Below are 20,701 nucleotides of genomic sequence, written 5' to 3'. Positions count from 1 at the left end.
AATATTTCAGCAAGGTAAGGATTATTACTGCCAATTGATAACTACAACGACTCTATCTTAAGTTAACACAAATTAGTTATCACTTTGGTGCTACATTTGAGTTTAGTTAAAAATTGGTGGCTGTATCACAGTGAGCGATAAGAAATAAAGGAATGGACAGTATAACAGCGGGTTATTCACTGATAGGCATTGATATGAAATTGACAAGTTAAAAAAGCCAATCTAATTAAATGATTGGCTTTTTTGTTTGGAAACAAAGGAGAGCGATTATTTCTCTTTTACTTCCCACTTACCGTCAACGTAGAATGCACTCCAACCCGTTGCTTTGCCGTTTTTCTCTGAAGAAACATATTGTTGTTTCGTTTTACGACTAAAACGGACGACAGTTGGGTTACCTTCACCGTCTTCAGCCGGTGCTTCAGCTAAATAAGCGAGTTTTTCAGGTAAACGGTCTTTAAAACGCTGTAATTCTGCCACTAGTGGTGCACGTGTTTCTCGTGATTTAGGGAATGTATTCGCCGCAAGGAAAACGCCAGCAGCCCCATCACGTAACACAAAATACGCATCAGATTTTTCACATGGAAGTTCCGGCAATGGCACTGGATCTTCTTTCGGTGGTGCCACTTCACCACTTCGTAAGATTTTACGCGTATTTTTACACTCTTCGTTGGTGCAACCCATGTACTTACCAAAACGCCCCATTTTCAGGTGCATTTCTGAACCACACTTGTCACACTCAATGACCGGGCCGTCATAACCCTTAATACGAAACTCGCCTTCTTCGATTTCATAACCTTCACACGCAGGGTTATTACCACAAACATGTAATTTACGGCCATTATCAATCAAATAGCTGTCCATCGCGGTGCCGCATTTTGGACAACGACGTTTGGCTCTTAACGCATTAGTTTCCGCATCATCCCCTTCAAGGACATTAAGGACTTCGTCTTCAGGGATAAGATTGATCGTTTTTTTACAACGCTCTTTGGGTGGTAATGCGTAACCAGAACAACCTAAAAATACCCCAGTTGATGCGGTACGAATGCCCATATGGCGTTCACAATCAGGGCAGGTAATTGAGGTAATTACCATTGGGTTGGTGCGCATTCCCCCTTCCTCTGGTTCTTTTTCAGCAACATCGAGCTGCTTACTAAAATCAGAGAAGAATTCATCTAATACGGCTTTCCATTCGGCATCATGGTTTGCAACATGGTCCAATTGGTCTTCCATACGTGCAGTAAAATCATAGTTCATCAGATCATTAAAGTTTTCCTCTAAGCGGTCTGTGACGATTTCACCCATTTTTTCTGCATAGAAACGACGGTTTTCAACTTTGACATAACCTCTGTCTTGTATCGTCGAAATAATCGCTGCATACGTTGAAGGACGGCCAATACCACGCTTTTCTAACTCTTTAACTAAGGACGCTTCACTAAAACGTGCCGGCGGCTTGGTAAAGTGCTGGCTAGGCAATAGCTCAACCAAAGACAACTCCGCACCAACTTGTATTGGTGGCAGCGTTTTGTCTTCATCATTTTTACGCAGTGCAGGCATGACTTTCGTCCAACCATCGAAGCGCAGAGTACGCCCTTTGGCTTTTAGTTCAAAATCCCCTGCTTTGACTGTTAAGGTTGTTGAATCATATTTCGCAGGTGTCATTTGACAAGCCACAAACTGATTCCAAATCAATTGATACAACCTTTTCGCGTCGTTCTCCATGTCTTTTAGTGACTCAGGTAAAACATCGACACTAGAAGGACGAATGGCTTCGTGTGCCTCTTGCGAATTGTCTTTGCTACTATACACATTGGCATCTTTTGGCAGGTATTTCGCGCCAAAATTATCATTAATATAGCCACGAACCATGTCGAGTGCATCTTGACTCAAGTTTGTTGAGTCAGTACGCATATAAGTGATGTAACCCGCCTCATAAAGACGCTGAGCCATCATCATGGTTTTTTTCACGCCGAAACCTAAACGGGTACTAGCAGCTTGTTGTAGCGTTGACGTGATATACGGTGCGCTCGGTTTACTGGATGTCGGCCTATCTTCACGGTCAGTAACCGCAAAACGGGCATTTTCCAGTAATTTAACCGCCGCCTCTGTTTGCGCTTTATTGACTGGCTTAAATGCCTTACCACCTTGTGAAGTGACTTCCATACGCAAATTAGCGATATCTTTATCGGCTAAGTCGGCATGCAGTTCCCAATATTCTTCAGGAACGAAGGCTTTAATTTCCCGTTCACGTTCAACTATCAGTTTCACTGCAACTGATTGAACACGACCAGCAGATAAGCCACGAGCCACTTTTTTCCACAACAGTGGAGAAACCATGTAACCCACAACTCGGTCCATAAAACGACGCGCTTGTTGTGCGTTAACTCTATCTATATTTAATTCCCCAGGGCTATCAAATGCCTGAGTGATCGCATTTTTGGTGATCTCATTAAATACAACACGACTAAAACGAGAATCGTCTCCACCAATCACTTCACGTAAATGCCACGCAATAGCTTCCCCTTCGCGGTCCAAGTCCGTTGCGAGGTAGATGTGATCAGCATCCTCCGCCAGTGATTTAAGTTCAGAGACCACTTTTTCTTTACCTGGTAGAATTTGATAATTCGCTTTCCAACCATGGTAAGGGTCAATCCCCATGCGCTTAACTAATGCGTCACGCGGATCTTTTTTCACTTTCTTTGTTTTGTCGGTAGATGAGCCTGTACTCTTTTGTGAGCCGGTTTGTGAACCAGAGCCGCTTTTCGGCAGATCACGAATGTGGCCAACGCTGCTTTTTACAACGTAGCCACTGCCAAGATACTTATTAATCGTTTTGGCCTTTGCCGGGGACTCCACTATAACAAGAGCTTTACCCATATTTACCTTTACCTAAATATCAACAATGGCGCATTTCTACATTAAAATGCGCAAAATGAGAATCTCTTTTTTATATTGCGACACAATCACAATATATCAATATATTTTTAAACAATTATTTGTGTTGAAACAAAACTTATAAACTCAATCACGTTATTCTAAAAGGCACAAAGTGTCTTCTAGTCGACTGATTTTAACCATATAAAGATGTTTAGTCACAATTGAAAACCACACACTCTACCTGATAAAATGCTAGAAGCAACCAATTATTTTTTCAAGGAAGCCAAGTTATGCAAGACAATTTACCGTTCATCACAAAAAAAGAGTTACTTGAAAAAGCTAATGATATCATAAAGAAACATGATGATTATATTCATGGTATGTTTGTTGATACTGTAGAGCAGCATCGAGGTACATTGGTATTTAAAGGGGAGTTCTTCTTAGATGAGAACAATATCCCTACCTTAAAGAGTACCGCTGCTTTTAATATGTACAAACACCTTGCTCATGTACTATCAGAACAATACCAATTGAGTGATAATAACTAATTAACACGTTTGCTCTTTGTATATAATTTACCGGCTAAAAAGCCGGTAAATTAATAGTAGATTTAAAAACGCTTATTCGCTAGGCAAAATTCGAAATTACAAGAGTGGTTTTTGCCCACGCTGCCACCAGCGCAATAATAAATTATCCACGCTCTTTGCCGCGCTTCCCATAAACTTATCCATCATTTTTTTACTTAATACATAACGGATACTAACTATTTCCTTAGTATCAATCGCATTAATAATAAAATCATCACTCACACCAATATTATCCACAAGCCCTTTATCAAACGCCTGTGAACCATACCAATACTCCCCTGTTGCAACTGCAGAAATATCTAAAGATGGGCGATTTTGATGAACAAATTGTTTAAACAATTCATGTGTTGAATTTAAATCTTCAACAAATTTCTTACGACCTTGCTCCGTGTTCTCACCTAACATGGTCAATGTACGTTTGTATTCGCCAGCGGTGTGAAGTTCAACATCAACATCATGCTTTTTTAATAACCGATGAATATTTGGAATTTGAGCGACAACACCAATCGAACCAATAATGGCAAATGGCGCTGCGATAATTTTATCTGCGATGCATGCCATCATATAGCCACCACTCGCAGCGACTTTATCTACCGCAATAGTCAGTGGGATATTTTTTTCTTTGATTCTTAGTAATTGCGAAGCCGCTAAGCCATAACCATGAACCATCCCACCTGGGCTTTCAAGTCTTAACAAAACCTCATCTTGTTGGTCTGCAACAGCGAGAATTGCACTGATCTCTTCACGTAAAGAGGCAACTTCACGGGCATCCATACTACCTTTGAAGTCTAAGACATATAAGCAAGGCTTTTTAACCCCTGTTTGGCCTAATTTAGCCCCAGTTTTCTCACTTTTTGATTTTGCTTTTTGCTGTTTTTTAAATGCTTTTAGCCATGCCTTATGTTCTGATTCATTCATTTTTACCTGTTGCATTTGGCGCTGACGCTCACGATAGCTTTCACCTAAATCTGTGATTTTCAAAGCACCTTTTGATCCTTGTCTGCGCATACCTACGCCAAACACAAAAACAGCCAGCAAAACCACCGCTACCAAAATCGTAACGACTTTTGCTAAAAATAGCCCATACAATGAGAAATACTCCACAATCTGATCCTTTTGATATTTATCTTCAATACAAAAATAATCTCACGATTACGCGCAAACAACCAGAAAAAAACAGAGTTGGCACGACAAACCTTGTTAATACTATGTTAGATTAGCCAATTATCACAATCAGTGCGATGATAACCATACATGCTAATCACAATAGTAGGAAAGAATATGCTCCAATATCAGCCTAGACAAGACCTATTGAAAGGTAAAACTATTCTCGTGACAGGTGCCGGTGATGGCATTGGCCGTGAAGCCGCTCTCACTTATGCGCGCTATGGTGCATCCCTTATCCTTGTTGGTAGAACACTGCATAAATTACAATCAGTTAGTGATGAAGTAGCGGCTTTAGATGGAAAGAATCCACCTTGCTTTGTATTAGACTTATTAACCGCAACAATTGATGACTGCCATACACTCGCTTCGCAAGTTGCGTCAATAACGCCTTATTTAGATGGCGTTTTACACAACGCGGGAATACTTGGTGTAGTAGCCCCTATCTCTGAGCAACCCAGTGACCTATGGCATGATGTGATGCAAATAAATGTTAATGCCACATTTATGCTAACTCAAGCTTTGCTCCCTCTATTACTTAAAGCGCCTAATGCCTCGTTAGTTTTTACCAGTTCAAGTGTAGGTAAACAAGGTCGAGCCGGTTGGGGAGCCTATTCTGTCTCTAAATTTGCGACAGAAGGTTTAATGCAAATTCTATCCGAAGAGTATAAGCACAGTAATCTTCGTGTAAATTGTATTAATCCAGGTGGAACTCGAACCTCTATGCGAGCAAGCGCATTCCCTGACGAAGATCCACTTAAATTGAAAACTCCTGCTGATATCATGCCTATTTATATCTATTTGATGGGTGATGATAGCCTGCGTAAAACAGGAAGTAGCTATGATGCACAACCCGGACGCAAGCCCGGTGCTGCGGAGTAAAAATGATGTCTCAAAGCCGACACGAAGAACGTCAACAACGTTTAAAAGAAAAAGTGGATGCACGAATTGAAGCCGCTCAAATTGAACGGGGTATTGTTATTGTCTTTACTGGAAATGGAAAAGGCAAAACGACAGCGGCATTTGGTACTGTTTGCCGGGCAGTAGGCCATGGTAAAAAAGCCGCTGTTGTTCAATTTATTAAAGGTGGCTGGGATAATGGTGAACGTGAGCTATTAGAACCCCAAGGCGTTCCCTTCTATGTTATGTCCACAGGGTTCACTTGGGAAACTCAAAACAAAGAGACAGACACCCTCGCCTGTATAGAAACTTGGCACTACGCCAAACAATTATTAAGTGACCCACAGTACGATTTAGTCATTTTAGATGAACTCACCTACATGGTAAGTTACCATTATCTCGAATTAGCAGAAGTGATCCAAGCATTACAAAGCCGCCCTGCCAATCAATCTGTTGTGATCACTGGCAGAGGTTGCCACCGAGATTTAATCGAATTAGCTGATACAGTAACAGAAATGCGCCCAGTGAAACATGCATTTGATATTGGGATTAAAGCTCAAAAAGGGATTGATTGGTAATCATCCGATAACAAAGTGCAATAATAAGGCGTTATTTTTTATTATTGCACTTCTAATCTATTTCACTAGCTATTTTTCTAACTAAGCCATCAGTTAACCTATAAAAAAGTTATTTAATACTTTTCATTGGTAACACTAATTTAGTGTGAACTCCATATTGGAAAATATTTTTTGGTAGTATGAGTTTTTTTGCTAACTTTTGTACATCAAGTATCACAATTATTTTATAACGATAAAGAATAAATATAAAAATAATTAATGCTATTTGTTGAAAATCTCCTCTTTAATTAAAATGATTACGTATTGCTACGTGAGTAAAATCCTCCTAACAGGCTAAAAATGCGTAAACACAACCTATTGATAAAAAACAAACTAATCTATAAAAATAGATATTACTCCGCTTTTATTCAGTTTTAGTTAGTTATCAATGAATAACGATATATTTACCCATGTTAACATTATTAATTTTATTTAGTTTTCTATTTAAGCATAATTAAACTGCAATAATGGATTGTTAGTTATCTTAGATTTTTCTATTTTATTTAAGGGATATATATGAAAAATGTTTCAAATTCTCATTTAAATTTCACAAAAATGAAATTTAATCCACTCTTTTTGTGTGTTTCAATAATCGTTGGAACTACTACTGTTGCTCAAGCGGCAATTACACCAACTAATGGGGCTGGTATATTAAATCAAGGTAATGGGCCGACTGTCGTTTATATTAATAAACCAAGCCAGGCTGGTGTTTCCCATAATACCTATAGCCAATTCGATGTTGACCAAAAAGGCGTTATTTTAAATAACAGTGCAAAAAATTCTAATACTCTCATTGGCGGCAAAATTGGTGGCAATACCAATGTTGCTGGCGGGCGAGCTAAAGTTATCTTAAACGAAATAAATTCAAATGCGGCAACCACATTAAATGGCATGATTGAGGTTGCAGGCGGCAAAGCGCAAGTAATCGTTGCTAATGCGTCCGGAGTTACATGTAACAACTGTGGCTTTATCAACACCAATCGTACAACACTGACAACCGGTAAAGTAGAGCTAGCAAATGATGGCTCCATTGCTAACTATAATGTGCAGCAAGGTAAAATTGCCATCAATGGGAGACTAGATACCAATTCTCCGACAGATTTAATTGCACGTTCGGTGGCCATTAATGGCATTATTGATACACAGCGCATCAATGTGATAGCTGGAAGTAATCACGTCAATTCGGCTGGGGATGTGACGGGTACAGCCGCTGCAATTGGAACAAAACCCACTGTTGGGATTGATGTTTCGTCGATTGGCGGTATGTATGCCAATAAAATCTCATTAATAGCCACTGAAACTGGCGTTGGTGTCAGTAATTTAGGGGATATTGGTACCTATAATGGCGCAATTTCTATTGATACCGCAGGAACGGTGAATAATACCAATGGTAATATGAACGCAGCGGGTGATATTGATATTAAAGCAGCAAGCCTTACCAATAACGGTCGCATTGCGGGTAATAAAAACGTCAATATTACCGTTGCAGGAACGGGTGTAATTAATAATGATAATGGTGATATCACATCCTATAACAATGATATTAATCTAAGTACATTAGGTACACTAAGCAACAATCGTGGTTCGATAATCGCTCTGCAGAATGTTAATACACTCTCTGATTCATTTGTAAATGATAATGGTATCGTTCAGTCTACTAAAGGTAATATCGACATTCATTCCATGAGTACAATTTACAACAGGGACAATCTCGCCAATCCAAATGATCCAGGAAAAGGATTTAATGCCGGGCGCGATATAACGATTAATGCCGTTCGTGTTGTGAATGAAAACTCCAATATTACTGCAGGGCGAGATAGCAAGATCAGCACGCAATCCGCAATTGATAACACATCAAATAGCAAAATTATTGCACAACGCCATTCAGACATCAGTACGATGTACTTAACGCAAACTAACTCTGAAATAAATGCCATTGATGGCCAAATGAATTTAGATGCGTCGGTATCACTCACTAACGCGGGAACGTCAACCATTCATAGTGGTCGCTTGATGAATATCAGTACTAACCAGCTCAATAACACTGGAGAGATTGTTTCAAATAACGGCAAATCCGTTATTAATGCTAATTCAATGAACAACCGTTCTGGCTATATCAAAGGACAAAATCTTACGATTAAAGCCTATAGTATTGATAACCAAGCAGGGTTAATTAATGCAGAAAATAATCTCGATATTGAAACCAGTTATTTGAACAACAGTTACAGTAGTGACTTTAAACTCATTAATACTAAATTTGGACTAACAAACCAAAATGGTGGCCTACAAACCAATAATGGAACTATTAAAGTTAAAGGTGATGCGTTACATAATACCTATGGTTCTATTGCTGCAAATGTAGAAAATAATACCGCTGCACGTAATGATATTGACGTTAAGCTCAAAGCAACACTCAATAATAATTATGGGGAAATCAAAAGCGCTAATAGCCAGAAACTGGATGTTGGCACATTAGAAAACTATTCAGGAACAGTGGCCGCAGGGAAAAATCTCACCATTGATTCAAAAAATCGTATTAACAACCAATATGGTGCTTTACGCTCTACTAACACGACTAAAGTCACCAGCCCTATAATAAGTAATGGAACGACTGGAAGCATCACGGGTAACCGTGTGATTATTGATGCAGTTGTGACAAACTAATATATTACAATCATAACCACTTGCATAGCGGGTGGTTTATTCTAGCCCTATAAGGGCTTATTACCGACCGCGCCTAAATAATATTCTCACACTATATCTACCGAAACAAACACAAACAAATAATTAATAAGTGGCGAAATTAAAACCTAATATATAACAGCCAAATGCCACTACCCAACAACAATAATAATAAGTGTTAAACATATCTTATCTATGCTTATTGTAAAGTCACAATAGATAGGAGAACTCACTTAAGTAATAACGTATACGATCTCCATTTTAGAGTAAAGTTTACATATTGAATATACAAGGAAATTTTACAAGCCAAGTGATAAACACCCATTTTTTCACCTTTATAGATATAACATCTAATTGACGTCAATTGCATAGTCTTAAAAAGAATTAATTTTTATTTAAATTTTTATTAACGTACAATCCTATAGCTTATTTTATTTATCATCTACGTATTTTATATCTATCGATAAATTAGAGATTAATATGAAACAAAATAACAAAGAATATTACAACCATCCTACCCTAAAATTAAAACCTGTTTTTTTAGGAATTTCCATTTTTTTAGGTACAATTTCTATTGCGCAAGCAGATATTGTTAACACCAATGGCGCTGGTGTCATTAAAGCACCAAATGGCGCAACTATTGTAAATATAAAGACCCCATCTAATAATGGTGTTTCTCATAATATTTATAGTAAATTTGATGTTGACAAAAAAGGTGTCGTACTCAATAACAGTAAAGTAGATATTAATACGCAATTAGCAGGTAGTATTAAAGCCAACAGCAATCTTCAAGGTAATGTTGCAACTGTTATTCTAAATGAAGTTAATTCTAATAAAGCAACCCAATTAAATGGAATGATTGAAGTTGCTGGTAATAGTGCTCAAGTTATTGTTGCCAATGCTTCAGGTATTACTTGTAATAATTGTGGTTTCATTAACACAAATAGAGCAACACTCACGACAGGGAAAATAACACCACAACTTAATGGTGATTTCACTATCAATGTTGACAAAGGTCAAATCGTCATTACTGATAAATTTAATTCAAACTCACCTACTGATATCTTAGCAAAAACAGCTGCTATCTCGGGTAAGATGAATGCTGATGAGATAAATATAATTACAGGTACCAATGTTATTAGTAAAAATGGACAACTTATAAAATCTGCAAGTTCCAATACTAACACTCCAAATATTGCTATCGATATTTCAGCATTAGGTGGCATGTATGCAGATAAAATCACGCTGATATCCACTGGAAATAATAGCGCTATTAGCAACAAAGGCATTATCTCCGCTGGTGATGATGGTTTACGAATTGCCAGTAATGGTAATATTTTCAATTATAAAACAATGGATGCTATTAGTGACGTAAATATTACCGCAACCAGTAATCCTGCCTATGCGCACAATTTAAGCGGAATTGAAAATACAGGGGCTATTAAATCAAAAAACAGCGATATTAATATCAATACTGATGGCTATATCCTTAACTATTCTGGTGGCGAGATCACTGCAAATCAAAATTTAAATGCTGACGCTAACATGATTGGCAACTATGGCGGTAAAATACAGGCCACCAAAGGTGATATGAACATCAAAACAGTTAATAATGTTGAAAATTCATCCAATATGTTTCCTAATTCTATTAAAAGTGTAATTTCAGCCGGTAATGAATTAAACATTAATTCAGGTAGCATTGTTTACAATAATGATGCTTTACTTACTGGTCGTGATATTACAATTGAGGCGGCTGTTTCTATTGAAAACAAAAATAATGCGTTAATCAATGCAAAAAGACGTATGAACTTAAAAAGTGAGGAAATAAATAACCACACTTCTTCAATCAAAACCACGAATGGAAGAATGGATCTAATTGCAGAAAAGTCATTAACTAATGGTAAAGACTCAGCGATTGAAAGTGGTCGTCTTTTAACTATCGAGACACCATCACTTATCAACTCTGGTGCTATTATTTCCAAGGCAGGTAAATCTACCATCAATACCGATAAATTAGATAACACTGCAGGTTATATCAACGCAACTAATTTAGATATCAATGCAGAAAATAAAATAATTAATAAAGAAGGCTTAATTAGTACAAATGGTAATTTAGTAATCAAAACAAACGAACTAGACAACCGTTGGAGTTCAGATTTTTCCAATCATGCCCAAAAATACGGTGTCACAGATGATAAAGCAGGAATAAATGCAGTTGATGGTTCTATCAATATTAAAGCAAATACCTTTAACAATTATATAGGAGAGGTTAAAACTAACTGGACTGAAAAAGCGTTAGCTTCTGGTGATGTTCAAATGAATATCAATGAAAATCTGTATAATTCAAACGGTACAATTTCAGCTTTTAATAATTTAAAATTAAATGCAGATATTATTGATAACGGATACCACGGCTTAATTAGTGCTGATTATAACGCAACTATAAATGCAAAAACTGCTTTATTTAATCCTTACGGTACTATTTCATCAAAAAATCAAACTCGCGTCACTGCACCTATGGTTTATAACAGCCCAGATGGTAAAATATTAGGCGGTGAAGTAATCATCAATACAGATAATTATTATTAAGTTATGCAATAAAGGGGTAATTTACCTAATGCCGATCAGTTAAGAGTTAAATAATCAGTTTAACGACCCTACCGATCTACAAAAATCCGTAATTATCCCAAGATTACGGATTTTTTATGTTACTTAGCCAGCTTTCGAGTCTGTTCAGGCTTTCCCGCCAAAATAATTTACAGCCCTTTTCTGGCCTCCTTTCTGCTGCACTCATTGATGAACATGTCGTGGATACTGGGGTTATTACAATAAGAAAACATCGTATTCCGATGGAAATGATGGTATGAGCTGTAATAGGAATGCCCCTTTTTCGCTCACTTTCCATGGCTCAACTCGTTCTCCATCTAGAAATTGTTTTATCTAGTAAATGACCTTACGTTTCACCAGGTGATGTTGTTCAGGCTCGCCAACGGTTAGGGGAAGATTCTATTCGTAGAGTGTTTGAATAAATATCCTCCGGCATTAGTCGGAGGATATTTATTATTTGCATTGCACTTGTTGAATTAATATTCTGAATTAATCACAACCTCTTCACCAAAGCGACCTGCTTTTGGTAATGGTTGGTAAGATGAATTTGCCGCACGTAGAATACGAACACCGCGAATACCTAACTCATGTGCTGCTGCGATATCGGCATCAGCATCACCATAATATATGGTAAGTTTGTGATCACGCATCCAGCTCACTTTATTATTTTGCCCTGGTTCATCACCCGCAAAAATAACAGGTTGCATTTTATCCGCAGGTATCGCTAAACCTTCTTGAACATATTTCGTCACTGTTTCCGTTTTTGTTTTCGTACGGCCAGTAATGAAATAAACAGTGTCACCGCGCTCTAAGTGCATTTTGACTAAATCAATACCCACTTGTTTTGGCATACTGAATTTGTCCCACTCATTATTCATTTTTTCCCAAAATTGTTGATTTTTGAGGTAGCTAAAATCGTTAGGTGAGAACTCTAATTTACCACGGTAAAAACCTGGACTTGAAAATAACACCGTATCATCGATATCAAACCCAACAGCCATAGGTGCTTTCCCTTCTAGGCTTTGTTTAATTTGTTCGATGGAAACCCAATGAATAGGCTGTTGTTGAGCAAGTTCAACAACGGTAACGCCGGGGCTTACGGTTTCTGGCATTGGAATTTTTGCTTGAGAGGTTGCCGTAAAACTCAATGCCAATGCAATCGCACTCAAAGTCAGTGTTATTTTTTTCATGTTTTGTCCTTATTCAGGTTTATCCACTTAAACCATTCTTTATTTATCTGGATAAACTGGGTAAGTAATAGGTTTATCTGTAAATTTGTCTTTATTATCAGTTAGCAACTCAACATTTTGTGAGTTACATCCCATAAGAAGGGGCATACTAAGACTTTTTATTACATTAAAATGAGACAAACATCTCATAAACATTATCTATTATTGATAGGTTTCATAATAATGTGAACTAGACCATTAATTTTCTAATTATCTATGTGGCATATAACTGTTACTGAAAGATGAGTTTATAAGATTGATGATTACTGGAGTGGATGATTATTGGCGTGATCACATAAAAAAACGCAGAGAAATTACGCTCTGCGTTTTTATACTGAATAAAGAATAGCAAATTTAGATGCGAGTACGACGTTTCGCCGTTGGTCTTGATGATTGACGTTTTGATGCCGGACGCGATGCAACTTGTGTATGGCGTTTTACTGCACGGCGAATTTGGTTTGCTTTAATGCGACGTTGATCGCGCTCAACCGCAACCTTACTTTCCGTTTCCACCGGCAGTTCCACCAGCTCACGGAGATAGTTGGTTTGCTCTAAACCAAGTTCCGTCCATCCTCCACGCGGTAAACCTTTAGGTAAGTCGATATCACCATAACGCACACGGATTAAACGGCTTACTTGTACACCAACAGACTCCCAAAGGCGACGAACTTCGCGGTTACGTCCTTCAGTTAAGGTGACATTAAACCATTGGTTCATCCCTTCTCCGCCACGGTAAGAAACCGTTTTAAAAGAGGCTGGGCCATCTTCCAACTGTACACCTTGTGTTAATTGACGAATTTTTGCATCGTTAATTTCACCAAACACACGCACTGCATATTCACGTTCAACTTCACGGCTAGGGTGCATTAAACGATTAGCGAGCTCACCGTCTGTTGTGAATAACAATAAACCACTAGTGTTAACATCTAAACGGCCAACAGCAATCCACCGCGCCCCTGTTAACCGTGGTAAACGGTTAAAAACAGTTGGGCGCCCTTCAGGATCATGACGTGTGCATAACTCACCTTCTGGCTTGTAGTAAGCCATTACACGACAGATTTCCTTTTCAGGCTCTTTGATTGCTAATAAACGACCATCTAAACGAATTTTTGTTGCTGGTGTGACTTCAACACGGTCCCCTAGTGTCGCAATTTTGCCATCAACACTAATACGACCCGCTTGCAGGAATGTTTCGATTTCTCGACGAGAACCATGCCCTGAACGAGCAAGGATTTTCTGTAATTTTTCAGTTTTTTGCGGTTTTACGCTCATGTAACCCTCTGCTGTCGCCTTCACAGGCGTCAAATATCTTTTTGGCGCGCTATTTTTGCCGCGCCAAACAATAATGAATTTGAAAACCCGCGCATTATACACAGGTTTGTCCTGAACCCCTATTACTTATCTGTATATTGCACATTCAATACAATTTTAGTTAGTTCAGTACTGAATCTTAAGCTTCGATATATTTATACCTACTCAAAAGGCGTTGGATCCCCTGTTCCGACTCGCGCCACAACAGGCGTATCATCAGTAAAGTCAATCACAGTTGTTGGTTTTTGCCCAATATAACCACCATGTATCACCAAATCGACTTGTTTATCGAGTAAATCGCGGATTTCCTCAGGGTCTGATTGAGTGAAATCATCACCTGGCATAATCAAACTAGTTGACATCAACGGTTCACCAACAGCTTCGAGTAAATCTCGAGCTATCGGGTTCGACGGTACACGTAAACCAATAGTTTTACGTTTTTCATTCATTAAACGCCGTGGAACTTCTTTCGTTGCCCGCAAAATAAAGGTGTAATTACCTGGTGTATTATTTTTAATTAAACGGAAGACAGTATTATCAACATGCGCATAATTCGATAGCTCAGAGAGATCTCTGCACATTAATGTGAAATTATGGTTAGCATCAAGCTGACGAATCCGACAGATACGTTGTAAAGCATCTTTTTCTTCTAAACGGCATCCAATGGCATATCCTGAATCTGTAGGATAAACAATCACTCCGCCTTTATTTAAAATTTCAACACTCTGGCTAATAAGTCTTGCCTGAGGATTGTCCGGATGGATATAAAAAAACTGGCTCATACATACCTCTAATTTTTGGGTATCGACAGCATCACCCGGCAAAAATACCTATAAATGCTACTATCTTTGAATTCCATAAGATGACTTACTCATTAATAAATCATCACTTATAATAATTATTTTACACTGCATTATTAATACATCAATTAATTAGCTGTTTTTACTGTATCCCAAAGTGTCCAAACAGCCTTGTCATCATCGGGCAACCATAAATTTCTGCCAAGTTCTATCCAAGAGCAAGGCCGATGAAAATCTGAACCAACGGATGTATACAAATTAGCATTATTGGCTAATTCTGCTAAATATTGCTTTTCATTTGACGGTTGCTGGCAGTGAGAAACCTCCATAGCATCACCACCGCACTGTTTAAAATACGCAACCAACCGTCTTAACCATTTATTGGATAATTGATATTTAGACGGATGCGCTAATACCGCAATTCCCCCTGCGGCATGGATTGCGTCAATTGAGTCTTGAATTGTGCACCACTTCGCAGGTACATACCCTGTTTTCCCTTTCGATAAAAAACGTTTAAATACATTATTAATCGTTTTTTCTTTACCTATTTTCACAATATATTGTGCAAAATGTGCCCGCGTTACCTGCCCACCGCCAGAAATACGTTGTGCATTTTCCCATGCATCGTCAATGCCTGCTTTTTGTAACCGCCTGCCCATCTCAATACCACGCTCTAAACGATGCTCAGATTGTGTTTTTAACAATTGAACCATCGCGGGATGTGAAGGCGAAAAATTTAAGCCCACTATATGTATTTCAATATTCTCCCAAAGTGTCGAAATTTCAACGCCATTGACTAGCTCAATTGGCCGCTCATGTTCAGCAAGATAGCGGCGAGCCTCTAATACACCTTCACAGGTATCGTGGTCGGTAATCGCTAAAATATTAACCCCTTTTTCCACTGCACGTTCGATTAACTCAGCAGGAGTTAGGTCACCATCCGAAGCATTCGTATGGCTATGTAAGTCATAGCGAGTCACTAATGGCGACGAGGCTGTCGGCATATTGATATCTTCTCCTATTTCCATGAAAAACTATTTTTCCTAATAAATTAATAAAGTCCTTGACATAAATAGCGCGATCCAGTTAACTAGTACGCAAGACAGCTAAAGCTAAAAATAATCAGTTTATCCAGTGAGGCATACAATGACTTTATTAAACTTATCAAATCGTTGGTGGCGTGACTTCCCAAATTGGGCGGAAGCCGCACGCGCATAGTTATTGTATGTTTCAGTGCCAAACCCGCCCTTCCTAGGCGGGTTTTTTTATGTCAAAAATTAGCGTAAGGCAACATAATGAACGAACAAAACACCACATTAGCACATTTTAAGTATCTGGATAGCCCAATTAATTATCAGCCTGACCCAACATTATTATTTAATCATTTGTGTCATCAAGCTCCATCAACAATGCTGTTGGAATCCGCTGAAATTAATAATAAAGCCAACTTACAAAGCTTGTTGATTGTCAACAGCGCGCTACGTATTCGTGCTTTTGGCCAGCAAGTTGAAATAGAAGCGTTGACGCCAAATGGCCAGGCCTTATTACCTAAACTGTTAGCTCAATTAACAGATTTAATCATGCATCATAGCATGCAAGAAAATAGTTTGACGGTAACGTTCAGCCAGCCTGCACAAGATTTAGACGAAGATAGCCGCCTGAAGGCTGCATCTAGCTTAGACGTTTTACGTGCACTACCTGCTCTTGCACAAGCCTATTCCACAAAACCTGAAAATCTGTTTGTTGGTGGGTTGTTTGCTTATGATTTAGTCGCGAGCTTTGAAGATTTACCCAAGGTAAATACCGTTAATCACTGCCCTGATTACTGTTTTTTTGTTGCTGAGCATTATTTAGTGATCGACCATCAAAATCAGGCTGCACGTCTAAAAAGTTGCCTATTTACGCAAAATGAGCAAGATGTCGAAACTGTTACGCAGCGTCACGCTCAAATTATCGCTTCGTGCCGGCCGTTCTTGCCAGCGCTTCCTTTAGCAACTGCGCCTGACTTTGCCGTCTCGGTAAACAAAAATGACCCAGAATATGGGGAAATTGTCACCTCATTAAAAGAAGCCATATACCGTGGGGATATTTTTCAGGTTGTGCCTTCTCGTAAATTTACGATGCCATGCTCACATCCCTTAATTGCGTACCAAAAACTCAAAGCACAAAACCCAAGCCCTTATATGTTCTACATGCAAGATGACGCATTTACACTCTTTGGGGCTTCCCCCGAAAGCGCACTCAAATATGCGACAGCAAATCGCAAAGTAGAAATTTATCCAATCGCCGGAACCCGCCCTCGTGGACGAAATACCCAAGGTGAATTAGACCTTGATTTAGATAGCCGAATTGAGCTTTCCATGCGTTCTGATGAGAAAGAGCTTGCTGAGCACATCATGCTCGTTGACTTAGCACGTAACGATTTAGCACGTATTTGTGAAGCAGGTAGCCGTTATGTTGCCAACCTAACTAAAGTTGACCGCTATTCTTTCGTGATGCATTTGGTTTCTCATGTCGTGGGAACATTACGCCAAGATTTAGATGTTTTTCATGCATATCAAGCCTGTATGAATATGGGAACGTTAACGGGTGCACCAAAAGTAAAAGCAATGCAGCTGATTGCGCAATATGAACAAGAGCGCCGAGGATCATACGGGGGGGCTGTGGGATATTTTCAAGGAAATGGTGATTTTGATACTTGCATCGTTATTCGCTCCGCCTACGTAGAAAATGGCATTGCCACTGTACAAGCGGGAGGTGGTGTCGTTCTAGACTCCATACCTCAAGCTGAAGCCGATGAAACCCGTAATAAAGCACGTGCGGTGATCCGTGCAATTGCCCAAGCACACCAAGTTAAGGAGTTATTCTAATGGCGAATATTTTACTGCTCGATAACGTTGACTCCTTTACTTATAACCTGGTAGACCAACTACGTGCGGGTGGACATCAGGTGGTTATTTATCGTAATACCGTCAGTGCAGAACATATTTTATCTGTATTAAATCAAATGGTTTCACCTATTTTAGTCTTATCACCCGGTCCAGGAAAACCTAGTGAAGCAGGTTCAATGCCAGAAATATTGATGCGCGTAAAAGGCAAAATTCCTGTTATCGGTATTTGCTTAGGTCACCAAGCTATTGTTGAGGCCTATGGTGGAACTGTCTCTGCTGCAGGTGAAATTTTGCATGGTAAATCCTCAATAGCCACACATGATGGATTAGCCATGTTTAACCATCTTGAAAACCCAATATCAGTGGCTCGCTACCACTCTCTTGTTGGTAGCCAAATTCCGAAGAGCTTGACCATTTGTGCTCAGTCAAATGGCATGGTCATGGCTGTACGTAATGATAGCGATAGAGTTTGTGGATTCCAATTTCACCCAGAATCCATTTTAACAACCCAAGGTAAACAGTTGTTAGAAAACACCGTGGCATGGGCTCTTTCTACTCCCAATGCAATCGAATCCACTCATTCGCACTAACGGAATACTAAAGAGCCAATTATGCAAAATATTTATGATAAATTATTTAAAGCGCAGCCGCTAACTCAACAAGAAAGCCAGTACTTGTTTAATGCCATTATTCAAGGTGAATTAACAGAACCTCAGTTAGCCGCTGTGTTAATCAGTATGAAAATGCGTGGCGAGCAACCACAAGAAATTGCGGGTGCCGCTCTAGCTTGTTTAGAAAATGCACAACCCTTTCCCCGCCCTGACTACCTATTCAGTGATATTGTTGGTACAGGGGGAGATGGTGCAAATAGTATTAATATTTCAACAGCAAGTGCCTTTGTTGCTGCTGAATGTGGTATTAAAGTAGCCAAACATGGTAATCGTAGTGTTTCGAGCCGTTCAGGTTCTTCAGATTTACTGGCTGCTTTTGGTATCGCTCTTGATCTCAGTGCGCAAAGCGCTCGTGACGCATTAGATGAGCTTGGTGTTTGTTTTTTATTTGCACCGCAATACCATAGTGGTTTCCGCCATGCGGCCCCTGTACGCACTCAATTGAAAACCCGAACGTTATTTAATGTATTGGGGCCATTAATTAATCCAGCTCGTCCGCCAATTGCCCTTATCGGTGTTTACCAAGAATCATTAGTAAAACCGGTGTCTGAAACATTACAGATGCTTGGTTTCACCCGTGCAGCTGTGGTACACAGTGGAGGGATGGATGAGGTTTCATTACATGCAGTAACTCAAGTCGCTGAGTTAAAAGATGGCAAAGTACAACATTACCAATTAACTGCAGATGATTTTGGGCTAGCACCGTATCAATTACGTGACTTAGAAGGCGGAACACCAGATGAAAACCGCGTGTTACTTAGTAACTTGCTTCAAGGCCATGGGCAAGCTGCTCACGAAGCTGCTGTAGCGGCCAATGTCGCCATGTTGATGCGTATTAATGGCCATGAAGACTTAAAACAAAACAGCGAACACGCACTCGCAATTATTCGTAGCGGTAAAGCATTTGACCGCGTCACAGCACTCGCGGCAAGGAACCAATAAAATGAAAGCGACAGTCTTACAAAAAATTGTTGATGATAAAGTTGATTATTTAATCGAACGCAAAGCCAAGCAGCCATTAGAAAGCTTTATTGCTGGTATTCAACCTAGCCAGCGTAGTTTCTATAACGCACTAAGCGCAAAACGCCCTGTATTTATTTTAGAGTGCAAAAAAGCATCGCCTTCAAAGGGGTTGATTCGTGCTGACTTCGATCCCGCTGTGATAGCTAAAACTTATGCGCCCTACGCATCCGCGATTTCCGTTCTTACTGATGAAAAATATTTTCAAGGGAATATGGATTACTTAACGATTGTCAGTAATACCGTAAAACAACCCGTGTTATGCAAAGATTTTATCATTGACCCATACCAAATCTACCTTGCACGTTACTACCAAGCGGATGCCATTTTACTCATGTTATCTGTCTTAAATGATGATGAATATAAAGCGTTAGCAGAAGTCGCTCATCAACTTAATATGGGAATATTAACGGAAGTCAGTAATGAAGAAGAATTAGAGAGAGCAATTCGGTTACAAGCCAAGGTTGTTGGTATCAATAACCGTGATTTACGTGACCTTTCTATTGATTTAAACCGAACTCGTGAACTCGCACCCCGCTTAGCGAAGGGTACCATTGTGATCAGTGAGTCAGGTATTCATCAACACCAACATATTCAGTCGCTGAAACAATTTGCGAATGGTTTTTTAATCGGTAGCGCCTTAATGGAGCAAGCTGACCTAGATAAAGCCATTCGAAACTTGTTAGTGGGAGAACATAAAGTCTGTGGTTTAACCCGCGAGCAAGATGCAAAAGCCGCATTTGAAGCGGGAGCACACTATGGTGGATTAATTTTTGCTGAAACTTCCCCTAGAAAAGTGACATTGTCACAAGCGCAGAATATCATCCATGCAGCGCCTTTAAAATATGTCGGTGTTTTCCGCAATCAGTCCGCGGATTTTGTTGCTCATATCGCCAAGCAACTTGCATTATCTGCGGTACAATTACATGGTGAAGAAGATACTTCTTATATCAATACGTTAAAAACATTTTTACCAAACTACTGTGAAGTTTGGAAGGCGCTTGATATGTCACGAACAACTCTAAATGACTACGATACACAAGGTATTGATGTGTTATTGCTGGATAATGGCTCTGGTGGTACTGGCAAAACCTTCGATTGGTCAGCAATCCCCTCATCCACAACACAGAAATTAATGATAGCGGGGGGGCTTACCCCTGATAACTGCCTAGACGCAGCTAAGTTATTGTGCAACGGATTAGACTTTAATTCAGGGGTTGAAATTGAACCTGGTATAAAAAGTCAACAAAAAATAAATTTGGTATTGTCAACGTTGTTAGCCAAATCAACGGCTCATCAATACACAACGAAATGAAAGACTCCAACACCAATTAATGTAACTGATAAA

Annotated in this window: 14 protein-coding genes, 1 pseudogene and 1 other annotated feature; of the genes and pseudogenes, 9 read left to right on the top strand and 6 right to left on the bottom strand. The window is 39.3% G+C overall.

The genetic code is table 11. The features are described 5' to 3' along the window. Nucleotides 1-267: 267 nt before the first annotated feature. The gene (gene topA / locus FVA72_RS10795) at nt 268-2,874 is read right to left on the bottom strand and encodes a type I DNA topoisomerase (RefSeq protein ID WP_004254195.1); all 2,607 of its coding nucleotides are present in this window, start codon (nt 2,872-2,874) and stop codon (nt 268-270) included. Nucleotides 2,875-3,164: 290 nt separating this feature from the next. Between topA and FVA72_RS10790 the strand changes: the two genes are divergently transcribed. Further along, a complete protein-coding gene (locus FVA72_RS10790; RefSeq protein ID WP_094960535.1) occupies nt 3,165-3,422 on the top strand; it encodes a DUF2498 family protein in 258 nt (85 codons plus the stop codon). A 96-nt stretch (nt 3,423-3,518) separates the two neighbouring features. Here the strand turns inward: FVA72_RS10790 and sohB are convergent, their stop codons facing one another. After that, nucleotides 3,519-4,565: a protease SohB gene (gene sohB, locus FVA72_RS10785; RefSeq protein ID WP_110591756.1), complete on the bottom strand. Its 1,047-nt coding sequence runs from the start codon at nt 4,563-4,565 to the stop codon at nt 3,519-3,521. A 177-nt stretch (nt 4,566-4,742) separates the two neighbouring features. On the opposite strand from sohB, the gene FVA72_RS10780 reads away from it, so the two are divergent. The 5 genes from FVA72_RS10780 (at nt 4,743) to FVA72_RS22020 (ending at nt 11,691) form a co-directional block, all read left to right on the top strand. Then, entirely contained in the window at nt 4,743-5,507 is a 765-nt protein-coding gene (locus FVA72_RS10780) for a YciK family oxidoreductase (RefSeq protein WP_110591757.1), read from the top strand. A 5-nt stretch (nt 5,508-5,512) separates the two neighbouring features. Next, nucleotides 5,513-6,103 carry a cob(I)yrinic acid a,c-diamide adenosyltransferase gene (cobO, locus tag FVA72_RS10775; RefSeq protein WP_036958117.1) on the top strand — a complete coding sequence of 197 codons (591 nt, stop codon included), beginning with the start codon at nt 5,513-5,515 and terminating at the stop codon, nt 6,101-6,103. 555 nt (nt 6,104-6,658) lie between these two features. Beyond that, nucleotides 6,659-8,806: a filamentous hemagglutinin N-terminal domain-containing protein gene (locus tag FVA72_RS10770; protein WP_110591758.1), complete on the top strand. Its 2,148-nt coding sequence runs from the start codon at nt 6,659-6,661 to the stop codon at nt 8,804-8,806. Between the two features lie 498 nt (nt 8,807-9,304). Next, a complete protein-coding gene (locus tag FVA72_RS10765) occupies nt 9,305-11,413 on the top strand; it encodes a filamentous hemagglutinin N-terminal domain-containing protein (RefSeq protein WP_110591759.1) in 2,109 nt (702 codons plus the stop codon). Between the two features lie 116 nt (nt 11,414-11,529). Continuing rightward, nucleotides 11,530-11,691, top strand: coding sequence for a hypothetical protein (locus tag FVA72_RS22020; RefSeq protein WP_164565270.1), 162 nt, complete (start codon nt 11,530-11,532; stop codon nt 11,689-11,691). A gap of 216 nt (nt 11,692-11,907) precedes the next feature. On the opposite strand, the gene aphA is transcribed toward FVA72_RS22020, so the two are convergent. From aphA to rnm, 4 genes are all read right to left on the bottom strand, one after another. Further along, complete coding sequence (gene aphA / locus FVA72_RS10755) at nt 11,908-12,621, bottom strand: acid phosphatase AphA (RefSeq protein ID WP_004254174.1); 714 nt, start codon at nt 12,619-12,621, stop codon at nt 11,908-11,910. A 393-nt stretch (nt 12,622-13,014) separates the two neighbouring features. Next, nucleotides 13,015-13,932: a 23S rRNA pseudouridine(2605) synthase RluB gene (rluB, locus tag FVA72_RS10750; protein ID WP_036958116.1), complete on the bottom strand. Its 918-nt coding sequence runs from the start codon at nt 13,930-13,932 to the stop codon at nt 13,015-13,017. 200 nt (nt 13,933-14,132) lie between these two features. Beyond that, complete coding sequence (locus FVA72_RS10745) at nt 14,133-14,753, bottom strand: L-threonylcarbamoyladenylate synthase (protein WP_036957701.1); 621 nt, start codon at nt 14,751-14,753, stop codon at nt 14,133-14,135. A 146-nt stretch (nt 14,754-14,899) separates the two neighbouring features. Then, nucleotides 14,900-15,799 (bottom strand): RNase RNM, encoded by a 900-nt coding sequence (gene rnm, locus FVA72_RS10740; protein ID WP_004254168.1) that lies wholly within the window; start codon nt 15,797-15,799, stop codon nt 14,900-14,902. Between the two features lie 139 nt (nt 15,800-15,938). Beyond that, nucleotides 15,939-16,040, top strand: a sequence feature (Trp leader region). 26 nt (nt 16,041-16,066) lie between these two features. Between rnm and FVA72_RS10735 the strand changes: the two genes are divergently transcribed. From FVA72_RS10735 to trpCF, 3 genes and pseudogenes are all read left to right on the top strand, one after another. After that, nucleotides 16,067-17,641, top strand: a complete 1,575-nt coding sequence (locus FVA72_RS10735; RefSeq protein ID WP_110591760.1) for an anthranilate synthase component 1 — start codon at nt 16,067-16,069, stop codon at nt 17,639-17,641. Then, nucleotides 17,641-19,275 (top strand): annotated as a pseudogene (gene trpD / locus FVA72_RS22280) (bifunctional anthranilate synthase glutamate amidotransferase component TrpG/anthranilate phosphoribosyltransferase TrpD). The gene FVA72_RS10735 and the pseudogene trpD overlap by 1 nt, the downstream one beginning before the upstream one ends. A gap of 1 nt (nt 19,276) precedes the next feature. Then, complete coding sequence (trpCF, locus tag FVA72_RS10720; RefSeq protein ID WP_004254163.1) at nt 19,277-20,668, top strand: bifunctional indole-3-glycerol-phosphate synthase TrpC/phosphoribosylanthranilate isomerase TrpF; 1,392 nt, start codon at nt 19,277-19,279, stop codon at nt 20,666-20,668. Nucleotides 20,669-20,701 lie beyond the last annotated feature (33 nt).

Origin of the sequence: Providencia sp. PROV061, assembly GCF_011045655.1 — a bacterium.
Classification (GTDB): domain Bacteria; phylum Pseudomonadota; class Gammaproteobacteria; order Enterobacterales; family Enterobacteriaceae; genus Providencia; species Providencia hangzhouensis.
Note: the sequence above shows the minus strand (reverse complement) of the source record. Positions and strands in the feature narration are given on the sequence as shown.

Bases quoted from the DNA above. Each gene is read 5' to 3' on its own strand.
- topA (WP_004254195.1), bottom strand. From the start codon at position 2,874: ATGGGTAAAGCTCTTGTTATAGTGGAGTCCCCGGCAAAGGCCAAAACG.
- FVA72_RS10790 (WP_094960535.1), top strand. From the start codon at position 3,165: ATGCAAGACAATTTACCGTTCATCACAAAAAAAGAGTTACTTGAAAAA.
- FVA72_RS10780 (WP_110591757.1), top strand. From the start codon at position 4,743: ATGCTCCAATATCAGCCTAGACAAGACCTATTGAAAGGTAAAACTATT.
- cobO (WP_036958117.1), top strand. From the start codon at position 5,513: ATGTCTCAAAGCCGACACGAAGAACGTCAACAACGTTTAAAAGAAAAA.
- FVA72_RS10770 (WP_110591758.1), top strand. From the start codon at position 6,659: ATGAAAAATGTTTCAAATTCTCATTTAAATTTCACAAAAATGAAATTT.
- FVA72_RS10765 (WP_110591759.1), top strand. From the start codon at position 9,305: ATGAAACAAAATAACAAAGAATATTACAACCATCCTACCCTAAAATTA.
- FVA72_RS22020 (WP_164565270.1), top strand. From the start codon at position 11,530: ATGTTACTTAGCCAGCTTTCGAGTCTGTTCAGGCTTTCCCGCCAAAAT.
- aphA (WP_004254174.1), bottom strand. From the start codon at position 12,621: ATGAAAAAAATAACACTGACTTTGAGTGCGATTGCATTGGCATTGAGT.
- rluB (WP_036958116.1), bottom strand. From the start codon at position 13,932: ATGAGCGTAAAACCGCAAAAAACTGAAAAATTACAGAAAATCCTTGCT.
- FVA72_RS10745 (WP_036957701.1), bottom strand. From the start codon at position 14,753: ATGAGCCAGTTTTTTTATATCCATCCGGACAATCCTCAGGCAAGACTT.
- rnm (WP_004254168.1), bottom strand. From the start codon at position 15,799: ATGGAAATAGGAGAAGATATCAATATGCCGACAGCCTCGTCGCCATTA.
- FVA72_RS10735 (WP_110591760.1), top strand. From the start codon at position 16,067: ATGAACGAACAAAACACCACATTAGCACATTTTAAGTATCTGGATAGC.
- trpCF (WP_004254163.1), top strand. From the start codon at position 19,277: ATGAAAGCGACAGTCTTACAAAAAATTGTTGATGATAAAGTTGATTAT.